The 15,013-nt window shown below is 73.1% G+C and carries 17 protein-coding genes; 11 read left to right on the top strand and 6 right to left on the bottom strand.

The window, feature by feature from the left end:
* From VMR86_03775 to VMR86_03765, 3 genes are all read left to right on the top strand, one after another.
* The coding region (locus VMR86_03775) for a penicillin-binding transpeptidase domain-containing protein (GenBank protein ID HTO06153.1) at positions 1-558 on the top strand (558 nt) is incomplete at its 5' end.
* Complete coding sequence (gene rodA / locus VMR86_03770; GenBank protein ID HTO06152.1) at positions 539-1,648, top strand: rod shape-determining protein RodA; 1,110 nt, start codon at positions 539-541, stop codon at positions 1,646-1,648. The genes VMR86_03775 and rodA, both read left to right, overlap by 20 nt.
* Positions 1,649-1,650: 2 nt before the next feature.
* Positions 1,651-2,334, top strand: coding sequence for an HAD family hydrolase (locus VMR86_03765; GenBank protein HTO06151.1), 684 nt, complete (start codon positions 1,651-1,653; stop codon positions 2,332-2,334).
* Between the two features lie 194 nt (positions 2,335-2,528).
* Here the strand turns inward: VMR86_03765 and trxA are convergent, their stop codons facing one another.
* Together trxA and VMR86_03755 are read right to left on the bottom strand one after the other, a co-directional pair.
* Positions 2,529-2,852, bottom strand: a complete 324-nt coding sequence (gene trxA / locus VMR86_03760) for a thioredoxin (protein HTO06150.1) — start codon at positions 2,850-2,852, stop codon at positions 2,529-2,531.
* Positions 2,836-3,213, bottom strand: coding sequence for a hypothetical protein (locus VMR86_03755; GenBank protein HTO06149.1), 378 nt, complete (start codon positions 3,211-3,213; stop codon positions 2,836-2,838). The genes trxA and VMR86_03755 overlap by 17 nt, the downstream gene beginning before the upstream one ends.
* A 71-nt stretch (positions 3,214-3,284) precedes the next feature.
* On the opposite strand from VMR86_03755, the gene VMR86_03750 reads away from it, so the two are divergent.
* Genes VMR86_03750 through VMR86_03715 form a run of 8 tightly spaced genes read left to right on the top strand, consistent with a single transcriptional unit; the run spans position 3,285 to position 10,711 of the window.
* Positions 3,285-3,824: a macro domain-containing protein gene (locus VMR86_03750; GenBank protein HTO06148.1), complete on the top strand. Its 540-nt coding sequence runs from the start codon at positions 3,285-3,287 to the stop codon at positions 3,822-3,824.
* Positions 3,821-4,609 carry a cytochrome c biogenesis protein CcsA gene (gene ccsA / locus VMR86_03745; GenBank protein HTO06147.1) on the top strand — a complete coding sequence of 263 codons (789 nt, stop codon included), beginning with the start codon at positions 3,821-3,823 and terminating at the stop codon, positions 4,607-4,609. Before VMR86_03750 ends, ccsA begins: the two co-directional genes overlap by 4 nt.
* The gene (gene hemA, locus VMR86_03740; GenBank protein ID HTO06146.1) at positions 4,606-5,847 is read left to right on the top strand and encodes a glutamyl-tRNA reductase; all 1,242 of its coding nucleotides are present in this window, start codon (positions 4,606-4,608) and stop codon (positions 5,845-5,847) included. The genes ccsA and hemA overlap by 4 nt, the downstream gene beginning before the upstream one ends.
* Complete coding sequence (gene hemC / locus VMR86_03735) at positions 5,844-6,752, top strand: hydroxymethylbilane synthase (protein ID HTO06145.1); 909 nt, start codon at positions 5,844-5,846, stop codon at positions 6,750-6,752. The genes hemA and hemC overlap by 4 nt, the downstream gene beginning before the upstream one ends.
* A complete protein-coding gene (gene cobA, locus VMR86_03730; protein ID HTO06144.1) occupies positions 6,749-8,272 on the top strand; it encodes a uroporphyrinogen-III C-methyltransferase in 1,524 nt (507 codons plus the stop codon). The genes hemC and cobA overlap by 4 nt, the downstream gene beginning before the upstream one ends.
* Positions 8,259-9,233: a porphobilinogen synthase gene (gene hemB, locus VMR86_03725; protein ID HTO06143.1), complete on the top strand. Its 975-nt coding sequence runs from the start codon at positions 8,259-8,261 to the stop codon at positions 9,231-9,233. Before cobA ends, hemB begins: the two co-directional genes overlap by 14 nt.
* Positions 9,226-9,417, top strand: coding sequence for a DUF4177 domain-containing protein (locus VMR86_03720; GenBank protein HTO06142.1), 192 nt, complete (start codon positions 9,226-9,228; stop codon positions 9,415-9,417). Before hemB ends, VMR86_03720 begins: the two co-directional genes overlap by 8 nt.
* Entirely contained in the window at positions 9,407-10,711 is a 1,305-nt protein-coding gene (locus VMR86_03715) for a hypothetical protein (protein HTO06141.1), read from the top strand. Before VMR86_03720 ends, VMR86_03715 begins: the two co-directional genes overlap by 11 nt.
* A gap of 1 nt (position 10,712) precedes the next feature.
* On the opposite strand, the gene VMR86_03710 is transcribed toward VMR86_03715, so the two are convergent.
* The 4 genes from VMR86_03710 to VMR86_03695 all read right to left on the bottom strand — a co-directional run bounded on the left by VMR86_03710 (position 10,713) and on the right by VMR86_03695 (position 14,997).
* On the bottom strand, positions 10,713-11,663 hold the full coding sequence (locus VMR86_03710) for an LLM class flavin-dependent oxidoreductase (protein HTO06140.1): 951 nt from the start codon (positions 11,661-11,663) through the stop codon (positions 10,713-10,715).
* Positions 11,660-12,991 (bottom strand): AarF/UbiB family protein, encoded by a 1,332-nt coding sequence (locus VMR86_03705; GenBank protein HTO06139.1) that lies wholly within the window; start codon positions 12,989-12,991, stop codon positions 11,660-11,662. The genes VMR86_03710 and VMR86_03705 overlap by 4 nt, the downstream gene beginning before the upstream one ends.
* 16 nt (positions 12,992-13,007) lie before the next feature.
* On the bottom strand, positions 13,008-14,531 hold the full coding sequence (locus VMR86_03700; protein HTO06138.1) for a hypothetical protein: 1,524 nt from the start codon (positions 14,529-14,531) through the stop codon (positions 13,008-13,010).
* Positions 14,532-14,613: 82 nt separating this feature from the next.
* On the bottom strand, positions 14,614-14,997 hold the full coding sequence (locus VMR86_03695; GenBank protein HTO06137.1) for a hypothetical protein: 384 nt from the start codon (positions 14,995-14,997) through the stop codon (positions 14,614-14,616).
* Positions 14,998-15,013: the final 16 nt, after the last annotated feature.

The following is a 15,013-nucleotide window of genomic DNA, read 5'->3' as shown; positions in this document are numbered from 1 at the left end:
TGGGTCGACGGCGACACCGTGTCGGTGTCGATCGGGCAGGGCATGAACCTGTGGACCCCGCTGCAGCTCGCGACCGCGTACGCCGCGATCGTGAACGGCGGGACGCGCTACCGCCCGCACGTGCTGAAGCGCATCGAGGAGCCGGACGGGCGCGTGGTGAAGACCGTCGAGCCCGAGGCGCTGGGCGAGCTCGCGATCTCGCCGCAGACACTCGCGGCCGTGCGCTCGGGGCTCGTGGGCGTCGTGAACGAGCCGCACGGCACGGGCGCGGTGATGAAGAACCTGCCGTTCGGCGTCGTCGCCGGCGGAAAGACGGGCACCGCGCAGGTGGTCGCGCTGCCGCAGGGCGCGCGGGCCGACGAGGAGGATGTCGAGCACCAGGAGCGCGACCACGCCTGGTTCGTGACCTTCGCGCCCGCCGACGACCCGCGCATCGTCGTGTCCGTGCTCGTCGAGCACGGCGGTCACGGCGGCAGCGCGGCCGCGCCGATCGCGCGCGATGTAGTGACTCGCTTCCTCGAGGACGAGGCGGATCTGTATGCCGGGAATCGACCGTAGACTGATCCAGAATTTCGAGTGGCCCATCTTCATCATGGGCCTGGCGGTGGCCTTGATCGGCATCGTGAACCTGATCTCCGCCTCGCCGGAGCGCGGCGCGGCCTTCCTGCCCGTCACTGCGTGGCGCCAGATGGTGTGGCTCGGGCTGGGGCTCGTGCTGCTGTTCGCGACGCTCGTGCTCGACTACCGCACGCTCGAGCGCGTCGCGTTCCCGTTCTACGGCGGTGTGATGGCGCTGCTCGTCGCGGTGCTGTTCGTGGGCCGGATCGTGAACGGCTCGCAGCGCTGGATCGACCTCGGCCCCATGAACCTGCAGCCGAGCGAGCTGGCGAAGCTGGCGCTGATCGTGCTGTTCGCTCGCATCCTCGCGCGCCGCAGCGCCACCGCGCCGGTGGGCTTGCTCGACCTGGTCGTGCCGGCGCTGCTGGTCGCGCTGCCCGCCGCGCTGGTCGTGAAGCAGCCCGACCTGGGCACGGCGCTGCTCCTGTGCGTGGTCTCGGCGAGCTTCCTCGCGGTGACTCGCGTGCGCACGAGCTCGATCGTGCTGATCGGGACCGCAGGCATCGCGGCCGTGGCCATCGCCTGGTTCTTCTTCCTGCACGACTACCAGAAGGACCGCGTGTACACGTTCCTGAACCCCGAGCGCGACCCGCTGGGCGCGGCGTATCACTCGATCCAGGCGCAGATCGCCGTGGGCGCCGGCGGCCTCTTCGGCAAGGGCTTCCTTCACGGCTCGCAGAGCCAGCTCGACTTCCTGCCCGAGGAGCAGACCGACTTCGTGTTCTCGGTGCTGGGCGAGGAGTGGGGCTTCGTGGGCGCGGCCGTCGTGCTGGTCCTGTATCTCGGGATCCTGATCCGCGGGCTGCAGATCGCCCACTCGTCGAAGGACCTGTTCGGCGCCTACCTGGCGGTCGGGATCGTGTCGCTGTTCTTCTGGGCGGGCGCGATCAACGTGGGCATGGTGATCGGTCTCCTGCCCGTGGTCGGCGTGCCGCTGCCGATGCTGTCCTACGGCGGCTCGGCGCTGCTCACCTGCATGGTGTCGCTCGGCCTGCTCATGAACGTGTCGATGCGGCGCTATATCTTCTGACGGTGCGCAGCGCTCACGGCCACGTCGGCGCCTTCTTCGACGTCGACAAAACGATTCTCGCCGAGAACTCGGGGACGGCGTATCTCAAGAGCCTGTACGAGCGCGGCGAGATCGACTGGAAGGCCGTGCTGTTCGGGCTCGGCACCTATCTCCGGTACAAGCTGAACCTGCTCGACATCGAGCGCTGGGTCGAGAAGAACGGCGTGCAGTTCAAGGGCCGCAGCGAGGCGTCGCTCGAGCACGAGGCCGCCGAGCTGTTCCGCAGCGTGCTCCTGCCGTCGGTCTACCCCGAGGCCGAGGCGCGGGTGCGCTGGCACCTGGGCCAGGGCCACCTGGTGGCGCTGGTCTCGGGCGCGACCAAGTTCGTGCTCGAGCCGCTCGCCGAGCACCTGGGCGTGAAGCACATGCTCTGCACCCTGCTCGAGACCCACGAGGGCGTGTTCACCGGCCGCGTGGTGCGCCCGATCTGCTTCGGCGAGGGCAAGATCTACTGGATCCAGCAGCTGATCGAGCGCGAGTCAGTCGATCTGGCGCGCAGCTACTTCTACACCGACTCGATCACCGACCTGCCGCTGCTCGACCTGGTGGGCCACCCCGTGGTCGTGAACCCGGACCCGCTGCTCTACCGGCGCGCGCGCTCCAGACACTGGCCGGTCCGCTTCTTCGAACGGCCACGTCTGACTTGACCTCCGTTCGCCTGCGGCGAACGAAGTCAATGAGGCCGAGCGAAGGCCGCCCTGAGCGAGGCGGCAAGCGGCGGAAGCCGCGCGCAGTGAGCCGCAGGCGAACGAAGACAATGAGGCCGAGCGAAGGCCGCCCTGAGCGAGGCCCGCAAGGGGCGCAGCCCCGCGCAGTGAGCCGAAGGCGAACGAAGACAAGACTACAGAGCAGGCGTGATGATCTGCTTGATCTTGTCCTTCGGCTGACGGCCGACGAGCTGTCCGACCACGGCGCCGTTCTTCACCACCAGGAGCGTGGGCATGGCGCGAATCTGCATCTGCGAGGCGGTCTTCGGGTTGGCGTCCACGTCGACCTTCACCACGCGCACTTTCTCGCCGTACTCCTCGGCGAGCTCCTTGATCGTGGGGGCGAGCTGGCGGCAAGGCGCGCACCACTCCGCCCAGAAGTCGATCAGCACGGGGCGATCGCTCTTCAGCACCTCCTGCTCGAAGGTGGCGTCGGTCACGTCAAGAATCTTTGCCACGGCGAACCTCCTGCCTCTGCGCTGCGGCAGCGTAGAACCTGCCGCGCTCATCTGCGTCGCGTGGGATGAAAACCAGCACCGGATGGTTCCCGGCCCGCGCAAAATTTGCCGCTCGCATGCGCGCAACTCGGGCATCCAGGCCCACGATCAGCACCCCGGAGCCCGCGGGCACGGCGGCGGGGTCACTCGGGGCCGCCGAGAGCGGATCCACGGCCTCGACCACGGAGATGCCCTCCAGCTCGACCGCGCGGCGCGCCTCGTCGAGCCCCACCACGCGAAACTCGGCAGGGCGCGGGCCACAGGCGAGAAACGCGATCAGAGCCGATAGGAGCGGAGTGAGCGCGGCGGCACGGATGGCCATTCTCGACATCGTATCGGAGCACTTGCGCGACTGCTTGCCGCTCCTGGGCGTTGGCGCGAAGATCCCCGGCGATGGGGCGGATTCTGCTGTCGGAAGGCGACATTACGGCCGCGTCCGTGGACGCGATCGTGAACGCCGCCAACACCGAGCTGGCGCTCGGCAGCGGCGTCGCCGGTGCGATCGGCCGGCGCGGAGGTCCGACGATTCAGGAAGAGTGTGACGCGCACGGTCCCGTGCCGCTCGGCGGCGCGGCACTCACTTCGGGCGGCCGCCTGCCGGCGCGCTTCGTGATCCACGCGGCGGCCATGCGGCCGGGGGAGGCGGTGCGCGAGGATTCGCTGCGCGCGGCCACGCGCGCGAGCCTGGAGCTTGCGCGCGAGCAGGCGCTGCGCTCGATCGCGTTCCCCGCGATCGGCACGGGCGTGGGGGGCTTTCCGATGCAGCGCTGCGCCGAGGTGATGCTCGGCGAGGTGCGCGATCACCTGGCGCAGGGCTCGTCGCTCGAGGCCGTGCACTTCGTGCTGTTCGGCGAGCCGGCGTACCGCGTGTTCGAGCTGGTGAACGACGCCGAGAAGGTTCGCGCGGGGCTCGCGAGGCTGGGGCGGCGATGACCTCGCTCACGCACGGGCTCGCGAGCGCCCTCTACCTGTTCGCCGCGTTCCTCGGCTGGACGGGCCGCAGCGAGCGCATCGGCCCGGGCGGGATCCGTCTCGTGGTGGCCCTGGCCGTGCTGGTGCACGCGGCGGGCTTCTACGGCTTCCATTTGCAGGAGCCTCCGGTGCCGCTGTCGAGCTTCCCCGCCGCGCTCTCGCTGATCGGCTGGGGCGTCGCGCTCGCCTGGCTGGTGTCTCCGCGCGGGCTGCGGCTGCGCGCGTCGGGGCCGTGGGTCGCGACGATCGCGGCGGCGTTCACCATTCCGGGCGTGCTGGGTCTCGAGCTGGCGCACCAGGCCAGCGAGAACGAGGACCTGTCGCGCTGGTCGCACCCGCACGTGCTGCTGGCGGCGGCCGGCTTCAGCCTGCTCGCGCTCGCCAGCCTGGCGGGGCTCGGGTATCTCGTGAAGGAGCGCGGGCTGAAGCGCCGGCGCGCCTGGCAGCAGGGGCTGCCCTCGCTCGAGAGCCTCGACCACGCCGAGCACGTGACTCTGGCGCTGGGCTTCGCGCTGCTCACGCTGGGCGTGCTGACCGGCTTCGCGTGGACGGTGAGTCAGCACATCGACCCCTGGAACAAGCACGTGCTGTCGATGCTCGCGGCCTGGGGCGTGTATCTCGTGCCGGTCGGCGCGCGCGTGGTCCGCCAGCAGCGCGGGCCCTGGCCGGCGCGAGGCGTGGTGATCGGCTTTTTGTTCCTGGTCTGCTCGTACATCGGGATCAACCTGGTGGGAGCGGGGCCGTGAAGCTCTCGATGGTCGGTCTCTCGTACCGGACGGCGCCCGTGGCGGTGCGCGAGCGCTACGCGGTCGCGCCGGGTCAGCTCGCGGAGCACGACGCCAAGCTCGTGGCACAGGCGCCGATCGACGAGGCGGCGCTGCTCTCGACCTGCAACCGCACCGAGCTGTACGGCGTGTCGGCGAGTGACCTGGCGCTCGAGCACCTGCACCGCTTCCTGCGCGAGGAGCTGGGCGACGGCAGCGCGGCGCCGGTGCAGGTCTACGAGCTGCGCGGCGCCGACGTGGTGAGTCACTTGTTCCGCGTGGCCGGCGGCCTCGACTCCATGGTGCTGGGCGAGGCGCAGATCCTGGGCCAGGTGAAAGATGCCTACCGCTCGGCGGTGGCGGCGCAGAGCTGCGGCCCGGTGCTCGGGCGGCTGTTCCAGCACGCCTTCCGCGCCGCCAAGCGCATCCGCAGCGAGACGGGCCTGGGCGGCTCGACCGTCTCGGTGGCGCGCGTCGGGGTCTCGCTCGCGCGCGAGATCTTCGAGGACTTCTCGGGCAAGCGCGTGCTCATGCTGGGCGCCGGTGAGATGGCCGAGTCGGCGCTGCGCGGCCTGCGCGAGGCCGGCGCAGAGCAGATCGCGGTCGTGAACCGCACGCTGGGCGCGGCCGTCGAGCTCGCCGCGCGCCACGGCGGCAGCGCGCACTCACTCGACCAGCTGCCGGACGAGCTGGCGCGCGCCGACATCGCGATCACCTCGGTGCAGGTCGACCGGCCGCTGATCGGCCCGGCCGAGCTCGCGCGCGCCTTTGCCCGGCGCCGCGGCAACCCGCTCCTGATCGTCGACCTCGGCATCCCGCGCAACGTCGATCCGGCGGTCGCGGGGCTCGACGACGTGTACCTGTACGACCTCGACGACCTGGAGGCGACCGCCGAGCGCGGGCGCCTGCAGCGCGCCGCCGCGGTGGAGGCCGCGCAGAGCATCGTGAGTCATGAGGCCGGCGAGTATCTGCGCTGGCTCGAGCTCGCGCCGCACGCGCCCACGCTGGCGCAGCTGCGGCGACGGCTGGAGCGGCTCGCGCTCGCCGAGCTCGAGAGACTGCGCGGCGAAGACCCGGCGCGCGTGGCCGAGGCGCTGGTCGCGAAGCTCTTGCACCCGCCCCTCGAGAGGCTGCGGGGCGAGCTCGAACGCGGCACGTCGCGCTACTACGCCGACGCGCTGCGCGATCTGTTCGGGCTGGACGAGGAGGAGGAACCGTGACGCTGCTGCGGCTCGGCACGCGCGGCAGCGCGCTCGCCATGGCACAGGCCGAGACGGTCGCGCGCATGCTGCGCGCGAACGGCCACGAGGTCGAGATCGTCAAGATCGTGACTCAGGGCGACCGCATCGAGGGGCCGCTGTCCGAGCACGGCGGCAGGCAGGTCTGGGTGCGCGAGATCGAGCGCGCGCTGCTCGACGGCGCGATCGACCTGGCCGTGCACTCGGCGAAGGACATGCCGACGCAGCTCGAGGACGGACTCACGATCGGCGCCTACCCGCAGCGCGAGGACCCGCGCGACGCGTTCGTGGGCGGCGCGGGCCGGCGCTTCGCGGCGCTGGCGCCGGGCGCGCGCGTGGGCACCGGCTCGGCGCGCCGCACGGCGCTGCTGCGCGCGCTGCGCCCCGACCTCGAGCCGGTGGCGCTGCGCGGCAACGTGCCCACGCGCATCGCCAAGATCGACACGATGGACCTCGCGGGAGTCATCCTGGCCGCGGCCGGGCTGGTGCGGCTGGGGCTCGAAGACCGTCTGCTCGACCCGCTGGATCCCGAGCGCTACGTGCCCGCCGGCGGGCAGGGCGCGCTCGCGCTCGAGGTGCGGATCGACGACGAGGACGTACACCAGATCGTGTCGCGCCTCGACGACCGCGACGTGGCCGCGCAGGTGCGCGCGGAGCGCGCGTTCCTGTTCGAGCTGGGCGGTGACTGCCACACGCCGATCGCGGCCTTCGCGTCGATCCACGGCATCCGGCTGCGCCTGCGCGCGCTCGTGATCTCGCCCGACGGGCGCGAGCGGGTCGAGGGCTCGGCGGAAGGCGAGATCCATGCGCCCGAGATGCTCGGTGCGACCCTGGGCCGCGAGCTCCTGGGCCGGGGCGCGCGCCGGCTGATCGAGGCCCGGCGGTGAGTGGCTGCGTCCTGCTCGTGGGCGCAGGTCCGGGTGACCCGGACCTCTTGACCGTGCGCGCGCTGCGCGAGCTGGAGCGCGCCGAGGTGCTGCTGTACGACGCGCTGATCGACCCCGCCGTGCTCGAGCTCGCGAACCCCGCCTGCGAGCGCATCGACGTGGGCAAGCGCGGCGACGGCTCGAAGGGCGTGGCGCAGGACAAGATCGCCGACCTCATGATCGAGAAGGCGCGCCAGGGCAAGCGCGTGGTGCGTCTCAAGGGCGGTGACCCGTTCGTGTTCGGGCGCGGCGGCGAGGAGGCCTCGCGGCTGCGCGCCGCCGGCGTGCCGTTCGAGGTCGTGCCCGGCATCAGCGCGGCGCTGGCCGTGCCGGCCTACGCGGGCATCCCGGTGACCGACCGCCGGCTGTCGTCGTCGGTCGCGGTCGTGACCGGTCACCGCGGCAAGGAGGAGCACGACCACCGGATCGACTGGGAGGGCCTCGCGCGCAGCGCCGAGACACTCGTGATTCTCATGGGCACCGCCTGGCTCGACGACATCTGCGCGCGCGTGATCGCGGGCGGGCGCGACCCGGCGACGCCGGCCGCGGCGATCGCGCGCGGCACCACCCCGCAGCAGCGCGTGGTCACGGCCCGGCTCGACGAGCTCGCGGCCCGGGTGAGCGCGGTCGGCCTGGCCGCGCCGACGGTGATCGTGATCGGGCGCGCGGTCGAGTTCCGCCAGCACATCGCCTGGTACGAGTCACTCCCGCTGTTCGGCCGGCGCGTGCTCGCGCCGCGCGGCGCCGCGCAGGCCGGCGAGCTCGCGCTCGAGCTGCGCCGGCGCGGCGCCGAGGCGCTCTCTGTGCCGCTGCTCGCGTTCGCGCCCAGCGCCGAGCCCGAGGCGCTGCGCGAGTCACTCGCCGGCGCGGCGCAGGCCGACTGGATCGTCTTCACCTCGGCCAACGCGGTGCGCTTCGCGCGGCCGCTGCTCGGGGCGCTGGGCCGCGCGCGCGTGGCGTGCATCGGCGCCGCGACCGCGCGCGCCGCCGCGGAAGCCGGGCTCCCGGTCGCGGTCTGCCCCGATGCCGAGGGCTCGCCCGAAGCGCTCGCGGCCGAGCTCGCGCGCGTGTCCGATCTCGCCGGCGCCACGGTGCTCTTCCCGCGCGCCGCCCGTGCGCGCGAGGCCCTGGCCGAGGAGCTGACGCGCCGGGGCGCGCGGGTCGTCGCCCCCGAGGCCTACCGCACGCTGGTGCCCGAGGGCGCCGAGCGCGCGCTGCGCGCCGCGCTGGCCGGCGGCATCGACGCCGTCGCGCTCACCAGCCCGTCGACCGTCGAACACCTGTTCGGCCTGCTCACTCCAAGGGAGGCGAGCGAGCTCGCGGCCCGCGCGCGCTTCGCGTGCATCGGGCCGACGACGGCCGCTGCCCTGCGCACCGCCCGGCCCGAGATCCGCTTCGAGGTCGCGGCGCGGCCCGCCATGGCGGCGCTGGTCGAGGCGCTCGAACGCGCATGCAGCGAGGAGACATATGGCCTTTCCTGAGCACCGGCCGCGGCGCCTGCGCCGCACACCCGCGCTGCGCGACCTGGCGCGCGAGACACGAGTCACTCCGGGCGACCTGATCGACGCGCTGTTCGTGGTCGAGGGCTCCGGCGTGCGCGAGCCCATCTCGGCCATGCCCGGCGTGTTCCGGCTCTCGGTCGACCAGCTGGCCGACGAGGCCAAGCGCATCGCCGACCTGGGGCTGGGCGGCGTGATCCTGTTCGGCATCCCGGCGCGCAAGGACGCGCTGGGCAGCGGCGCCTACGACCCCGACGGGATCGTGCCGCGCGCGATCCGCGCCATGAAGAAGGCCACGCCCGAGCTGGTGGTGATCGCCGACGTGTGTCTGTGCGAGTACACCGACCACGGTCACTGCGGGGTCTACGACGGCGCCTCGGTGCACAACGACGAGACACTCCCGCTGCTGGCGCGCACCGCGCTGGTGGCCGCCGAGGCCGGCGCCGACGTGGTCGCGCCCAGCGACATGATGGACGGCCGCGTGCGCGCGATCCGGCGCGGCCTCGACGCGGCGCAGCTCGAAGACACCGTGATCCTGTCCTACGCGGCGAAGTACGCCTCGGCCTTCTACGGGCCGTTCCGCGAGGCCGCCGAGTCGGCGCCGCAGAGCGGCGACCGGCGCGGCTACCAGATGGATCCGGCGAACGCGCGCGAGGCGCTGGTCGAGATCGAGACCGACCTGGCCGAAGGCGCGGACATGATCCTGGTCAAGCCCGCGCTGCCGTGCCTCGACATCGTGCGCGCGGCGCGCGAGCGCTTCGCGGTGCCGCTCGTGGCGTATCAGGTGAGCGGCGAGTACAGCATGCTGCAGGCGGCCATCGAGCGCGGCTGGCTCGAGTCGCCGCGCGCGATCGACGAGAGCCTGCTCTCGATCCGGCGCGCCGGCGCCGACCGGATCATCAGCTACTTCGCCAAGGACTTTGCGCGGCGGCACCGTGGCTGAGCTGTCCTACAAGGTGGTCGAGACCTCCTCGGTGACCGACGAGTCACTCGAGCGGATCATCAACGAGACCGTGGCCAAGGGCTGGAGCTTCGACGGCATGCAGTTCGCCATGCGCGACGCCTCGAAGCGCCCCTCGATGGCCTTCCTGATCTTCACGCGTCCTGGAGCCGAGGGTGACTCGTAGCAGCTTGCCCGTGCTTGCGGCCTGCGCCGCGCTCGCCTGTGCGGGCATGCACCCGCGCGCGTTCGAGCCGCACGTGCGCTGGACGCCGTCCGACGACGCCGGCTGGGCCACGGCGCCCGCGCTGGGCGTGGCGCCGTTCGCCGACGAGCGCGTTCCGGAGCTGCGCGCCGGCTATCGGCCCGGCGTGCGCTGGCGCTGGCTGGGCGTGGAGCGCGAGGGCGTGGAGCGCACCGGCGACGCGGAGTTCGCGCGGCCGGTCGCCGACGGCGTGCGCGCAGACCTCGCCGCCACGCTGGCGCGCGCGGGCACGTTCGCCTCGGTGACTCCCGTGGACTTCGACCCGCGCGACCCCGCGGCCTGGCCGCAGACCGGCTCGCCGGCGCTCGTCATGACCGGCGCGGTCGAGGTCTTCGAGGGCAAGCAATGGCGCAGCCTGAGCGTGAGTCCCGTGCAGCTCGGCTTCATGCGCGAGCGCTGGGGCCCGGCCGAGGGCCGCGTGTCTCTGCGCGTGGAAGTCTGGTCGAAGGCCGAGCGCGTGTTCGAAGGCCGGGTGTCCACGAATCACGACCTGGCCGAGGGCACGGCGGCGCAAGCCGCGCTGGCGGCGCTGGCGCTCGACGCCGAGAAGCTGGCGCTGCGGCTCGACGCCCGCCTGCGCGCCCCGCGCGCGGAGCCGCCGCGCAAGCTCGACGTGGTGGTGCTGGACGGCTGTGACCTGGGTGAGGCGCGCGTGCGCCGGCTCGTGTCACAGACCAGCGCGATCTTCGAGCGCGAAGCCGGGATCGTGCTCTCGGGCTCGCGCGTGCTCTGGACGGCCCGGCCGGCGGGTGCCGACGTCGACTCACTGCTCGCGGACACCGAGCGCTTCGAGCCGCCGCCGGGCGCCGTGCTGCTCGCGCTGGCGCCCGCGCAGCAGACGCGGGAGCCCGTGCTCGGCTCGGTGCGCACGGGTCTCGCCGTTCCGCTCGGCACGCGCGCGCTCGCGCTGTGCGCGGCCGAGGACCAGGCCAGCGTGCTCACCGCGGCGCACGAGCTCGCGCACCTGTTCGGCGCGGTGCACGTGAAGGACGTCGCCTCGATCATGCACGGCACGGCCGACTTCGACGCGCGTCTGTTCGACCCGCTGAACCGGCGCATCCTGCGCGAGATGCGCACGCGCGACTTCGCGCACCCGCTCGCGCCGGCCCAGGCCGCGCAGCTCGCGGCGATCTATCGCGGCGAGCGCGGCGAGCAGGCGGTGGCGGCCAGCGACCTCGACGGCGCGCTGCGCGCGCTCGAGCGCCTGCAGCCCTGAGTCACAGCGCCGCGGCCAGCTCCGCCAGGGCCTCGAGCGAGCCCTCGATCTCGGCCGGCTCTGCGCCCGGCACCTGCACGCGCGCGATCAGGTGCGTGAGCCCCAGCACCTCGCGGTGGCGCGCGATCGCGTCGGCCACCTGGGCGCTCGTGCCGATCAGCGCCACGGCGTCCACGTCGGCGTCCGCCGAGCGGCGCAGCGCGGGTGCGCGGGCCGCCGCCAGCGCCGCGTTCTGCAGCGCCAGCGCCTCGCGCACGCGCTGCAGGAGCGGCGCGTCGCTCGACACGAACACGCTGCGGATCACCGGCACGCAGGCGGCGCGCGCCCCGGCCGACACCGCGCGGTGTCGCGCGTAGTTCTCGGCCAGCACCTCGAGCGACTCGATCGGCGAGGCGAAGTAGGGCAGACCCAGCCGCCCGGCCTGCTCGACCGCCTTGGGACCGAACGCCGCGACCCAGAGCGGCGGGTGCGGCTCCTGCACGGGCAGCGGCGCCAGCAGCACGGGGGTGCCGCCCTCGCCGTCGTGGGCCACCGGCTCGCCGCGCCAGGCGCGCACCATGGCCTCGACCGCCGCGCCGAAGCGGTCGCGCTTCTCGCGGGAGGGCACGCCGAAGGCCGTGAACAGGTCGCTGCGGAAGCCGCGGCCGATGCCCAGGATCACGCGCCCGCCCGACAGGCGGTCGAGCACCGCGACCTCTTCCGCCACTTGCACCGCGTGCCGGATCGGCAACAGGTACGAGGTGGTGCCGAGCCGGATGCGCCGCGTGCGCCCCGCCACCGCGGCCAGACACAGGAGCGGCTGCGGGATGGCGCGGGCGGCGAAGTGACTCTCGGAGAGCCAGAACGACGCATAGCCCAGCGCCTCGGCGCGCTCGCCCTGTGCGGCGAGTGACTCGGCGCTGCCGGCCGGGTCGCTGCGCCAGGGCGCCACGCCGACGTGCAGGTCGCTCATCGCGGGCCGGACCGCGCTTCGAACAGGCTGGGCAGGAGCGCGCGCGCCAGGTTCGCGCGCACGCCGAGCTGCGCGCTCACACCGGCGAGCAGCCCGAGCACGCGGCCCAAGAGGAACAGGTGCGGCGGCAGGGTCGCGAGCGGGTCCGCGCGCAGCAGCGCCTGCAGCTCCTCGCCCAAGCGAGCGATCCGCTCGCCCGCGAGTGCGCCGCCCGCCGCCCGCGCGTCGAGGTGACTCATGAGCTTCTCCGCGAAGCGCTCGATCGTGCGCGCCTGGGGGTCGCGGGTGGTGAGTCCGAGCGCGCGCAGCGCCGCCGCAGCGCCCGCCGCGTCGCGTGCGAGCACCGCGCGCGCCAGCTCGAGCGCGGCCGCGCGGAAGCCCGCCGGCACCTCCTGCACGATGCCGAAGTCGACGAAGCCGAGCGCGAACGCGCCCGCCTCACCCGGCAGCACCAACAGGTTGCCGGGGTGCGGATCGGCGTGGAACAGCCCGTGCTCGAAGACCTGGGCCGCGTACGCGCGCAAAAGCGCCTCGACGACCGCGGCCGGATCGACCCCGGCGCGCTGCAGGCGCGCGCGGTCGGTGACTCGGATGCCCGGGAGATACTCGGTGACCAGCACCCGCGGGCGCGTGAACTCGCCGATCACCGCGGGGATGCGCACCTCGGGCGAGCCCGCGAAGCAGCGCGCCAGCCGTCCCGCGCTCGTGGCTTCGAGCGCGAAGTCGAGCTCGCGCCCCAGGCTGTCCTCGAGCTGGTCGAGCAGGAGCGAGAAGCCGAGTGACCCCTCGAGCCCCTCGATCGCGCGCGCCGCGACGCGCAGCGTGGCGAGGTCGGCCGACAGCGCGGCGCGCACGTCGGCGCGCTGCACCTTCACCGCCACCTCGCGCCCGTCGTGCAGCGTGGCGCGGTGCACCTGCGCGAGCGACGCCGCCGCCATGGGCCGGCGCCAGATGCGCGCGAACAGCTCCTCGGGCGCCGCGCCCAAGTCCTCTTCGAGCACCTGGTGCACGAGCGCGTAGGGCTGCGGCCGGGCGCGGTCCTGCAGCCGCGCGAGTCTCTCGACGTAGGCGGGCGGGAGCACGTCTGCGCGCGTGGAGAGGAACTGGCCGGCCTTCAAGAGGACGCCCCCCAGGTCGCGCGCCGCCCCGCCGAGCGTGGCCGCAGAGACGCGGTCCCAGCGCCGGCGCGCCGCGCCGACCACGCCGCGCAGCGGCCCGCGGTCGAGCAGGTGCAGGCCCTTGTACCCGAGGTAGATCTGCGCAATCGCGGACCCGGTGCGCGCTGCCCTGCGAATCCGCTCCCGCGCCCCGAGCTCTAGAGGAGTCAAGTCGCGACGGCGTCCATCACCAGAGCTTAGGCGGCTCCTTGGGACAGGTCCAAGAGCCGTTCAGGCCGTGCTTGGCCAGCGTCGCCTTCAGCGCCGCGTCGTCCTCGCTGGCGGCCTTGGGCGCCGCGACGGGAGGGGTCTTGTCCGCCTGGGGCGTCTCGTAGGGCGAGTCCTGTTCCTCGGCCGCCTCGCCCGGGTCCGAGGCCGCGAACTCGTAGGGCGGGCTGTACTGGCACTGCACCCAGAGCACGCTCGCGAACTCGAGCGCGTACGAGTCGCCATAGTTCGAGTAGCTGAAGCGGTCGTCCTCGTCGCGGATCAGCCCGATCTCGGGCCGCGGCACCTCGGCGAGATACTTCGGAACCAGCTCGTCGAGTGAGTCTGGGTAGGTGGCGTGGTCCTTCTTGTAGGCCTCGAGCGCGTCGAGCACGCGCAGGGCGGTCACGTCCCGCGTGTGGCGCTGCATGCTGGCGGCGATCTGCGCCGAGCCGAGGATCGCGACCAGGATCAGCGCGCCGACCGCGACGCGCAGCGCGCCCGCTCGCGCGCTCGCCGTGGGCCGGCGGTTCAGGAACGCGAACACGATCGCCACCAAGAGCGCGGTCAGCACGGCCGCGCTGGCGATCCCGCCGCCGCGAACGCCGCCCAGCCAGGCCGCGGCGCCGACGGCGGCCGCCAGGCCGAAGATGGTCGCGAGCGCCGTCCAGCGCCGGCCGCGGGTCTCGGGCTCGGCCGCGGGCAGCGCGAAGCCGAGCGCGGTCAAGAGCAGCGCGAGCACGGCCACGGGCACGCCGCCGCCCCGCGTGCTGAAGATGAACGCGCCCGCCGTGCCGGCGACCGCCGCCGCGGCCAGAAGCCCGGCGCTGACTCCCAGCCAGCCCGCGAGGCGCGCGCGCAGCCAGACCGCCGTGCCCACGGCCAGGTGGAGCGCCGCGATCGTGGCCCCGATCAAGAGGAACCCGAACAGCGTGAGCACCGGCCAGGGGCTGATGTTGAACTGGATCGAGCTGTTGGTGCCGGTGACTTCGGTGCTGAGCAGGAAGATCCCGGCCACGGCGGCCAGCAGCACCAGCGCCGCGAGCGCGCGCGAACGCCGCAAGAGTGAGTCGGTGAGCGACGCCGCGAACGCGATCGCAGTCACCACCGAGCAGAACGCGGCCGCCACGGCGAGGAAGCGCCACTCGAGGAAGCGCCACACCTGCTCCGCGCGCAGGCCGTAGTACACGAACATGAGCATGAGTCCGGTCAGCACCACGAGACACGCGCGCTCGAACGGCGTGCGCAGGAGCCGAAAGCCCCCGGCCGCGAGCAGGAGCGGCGGCAGCCAGCCCAGCGCGATCGGCCAGGCCGCCTCGGGGAAGCCGGCGCGCGCCATCTGCGCCAGGTTCATGACCGCGGGCCAGTGCATGAAGGTGCCCCAGGGCCGCCACCACTCGAGGTCCTCGACGTACTCGGAGGGCGTCGGCCCGGCGCCGAAGAAGTAGTAGTAGAAGACCGCGAGCGCGAGGACGCCTGCGAGATACCCGAGGCGGCGCAGCATGACAGCTCCTTCCCGAAACGCCTCGAGATTCTACAGCGCACGGGGCGTGGGCAGGGTGCCCACGCGGCTCACCGGTACGGAGCTACTTCCGGCGCTGAAGCAGCGAGAGCTCGGGCGCGCGCTCTTTCGAACGGCGGTTGGCCGACACCGAAATGCGCAGGTCGAAGTCGTGCTCTTCGAGCAGCTTGCTCATGATCTGCGCCATGTCGACCTGGCGCAGCCACTCACCGAACTCGCGCGACATGCGCTCGAGCAGCTCGCCGCGCAAGTCAGTGCCCTGGCGGTTGAGATAGTCCAGCCAGTCCGGCGGCACGGACTCGGAGAACGCGCGCCGCACGGCCTCCTCGGTGCTGAAGAAGGTGGAGATGCCCAGCTGCGCGGCCCGCCGCACGGCCTCCTGGAAGAAGGCCTCGAGCGGCCCGGCGCGCCGCCGGAGCTCCAGGTCGTCGTCCGAATCGCCTGACATGACGCGGATGTTAGCA

The sequence above is a fragment of the Myxococcota bacterium genome (assembly GCA_035498015.1).
In the GTDB taxonomy this organism is placed as follows: Bacteria; Myxococcota_A; UBA9160; order SZUA-336; family SZUA-336; genus VGRW01.
Note: the sequence above shows the minus strand (reverse complement) of the source record. Positions and strands in the feature narration are given on the sequence as shown.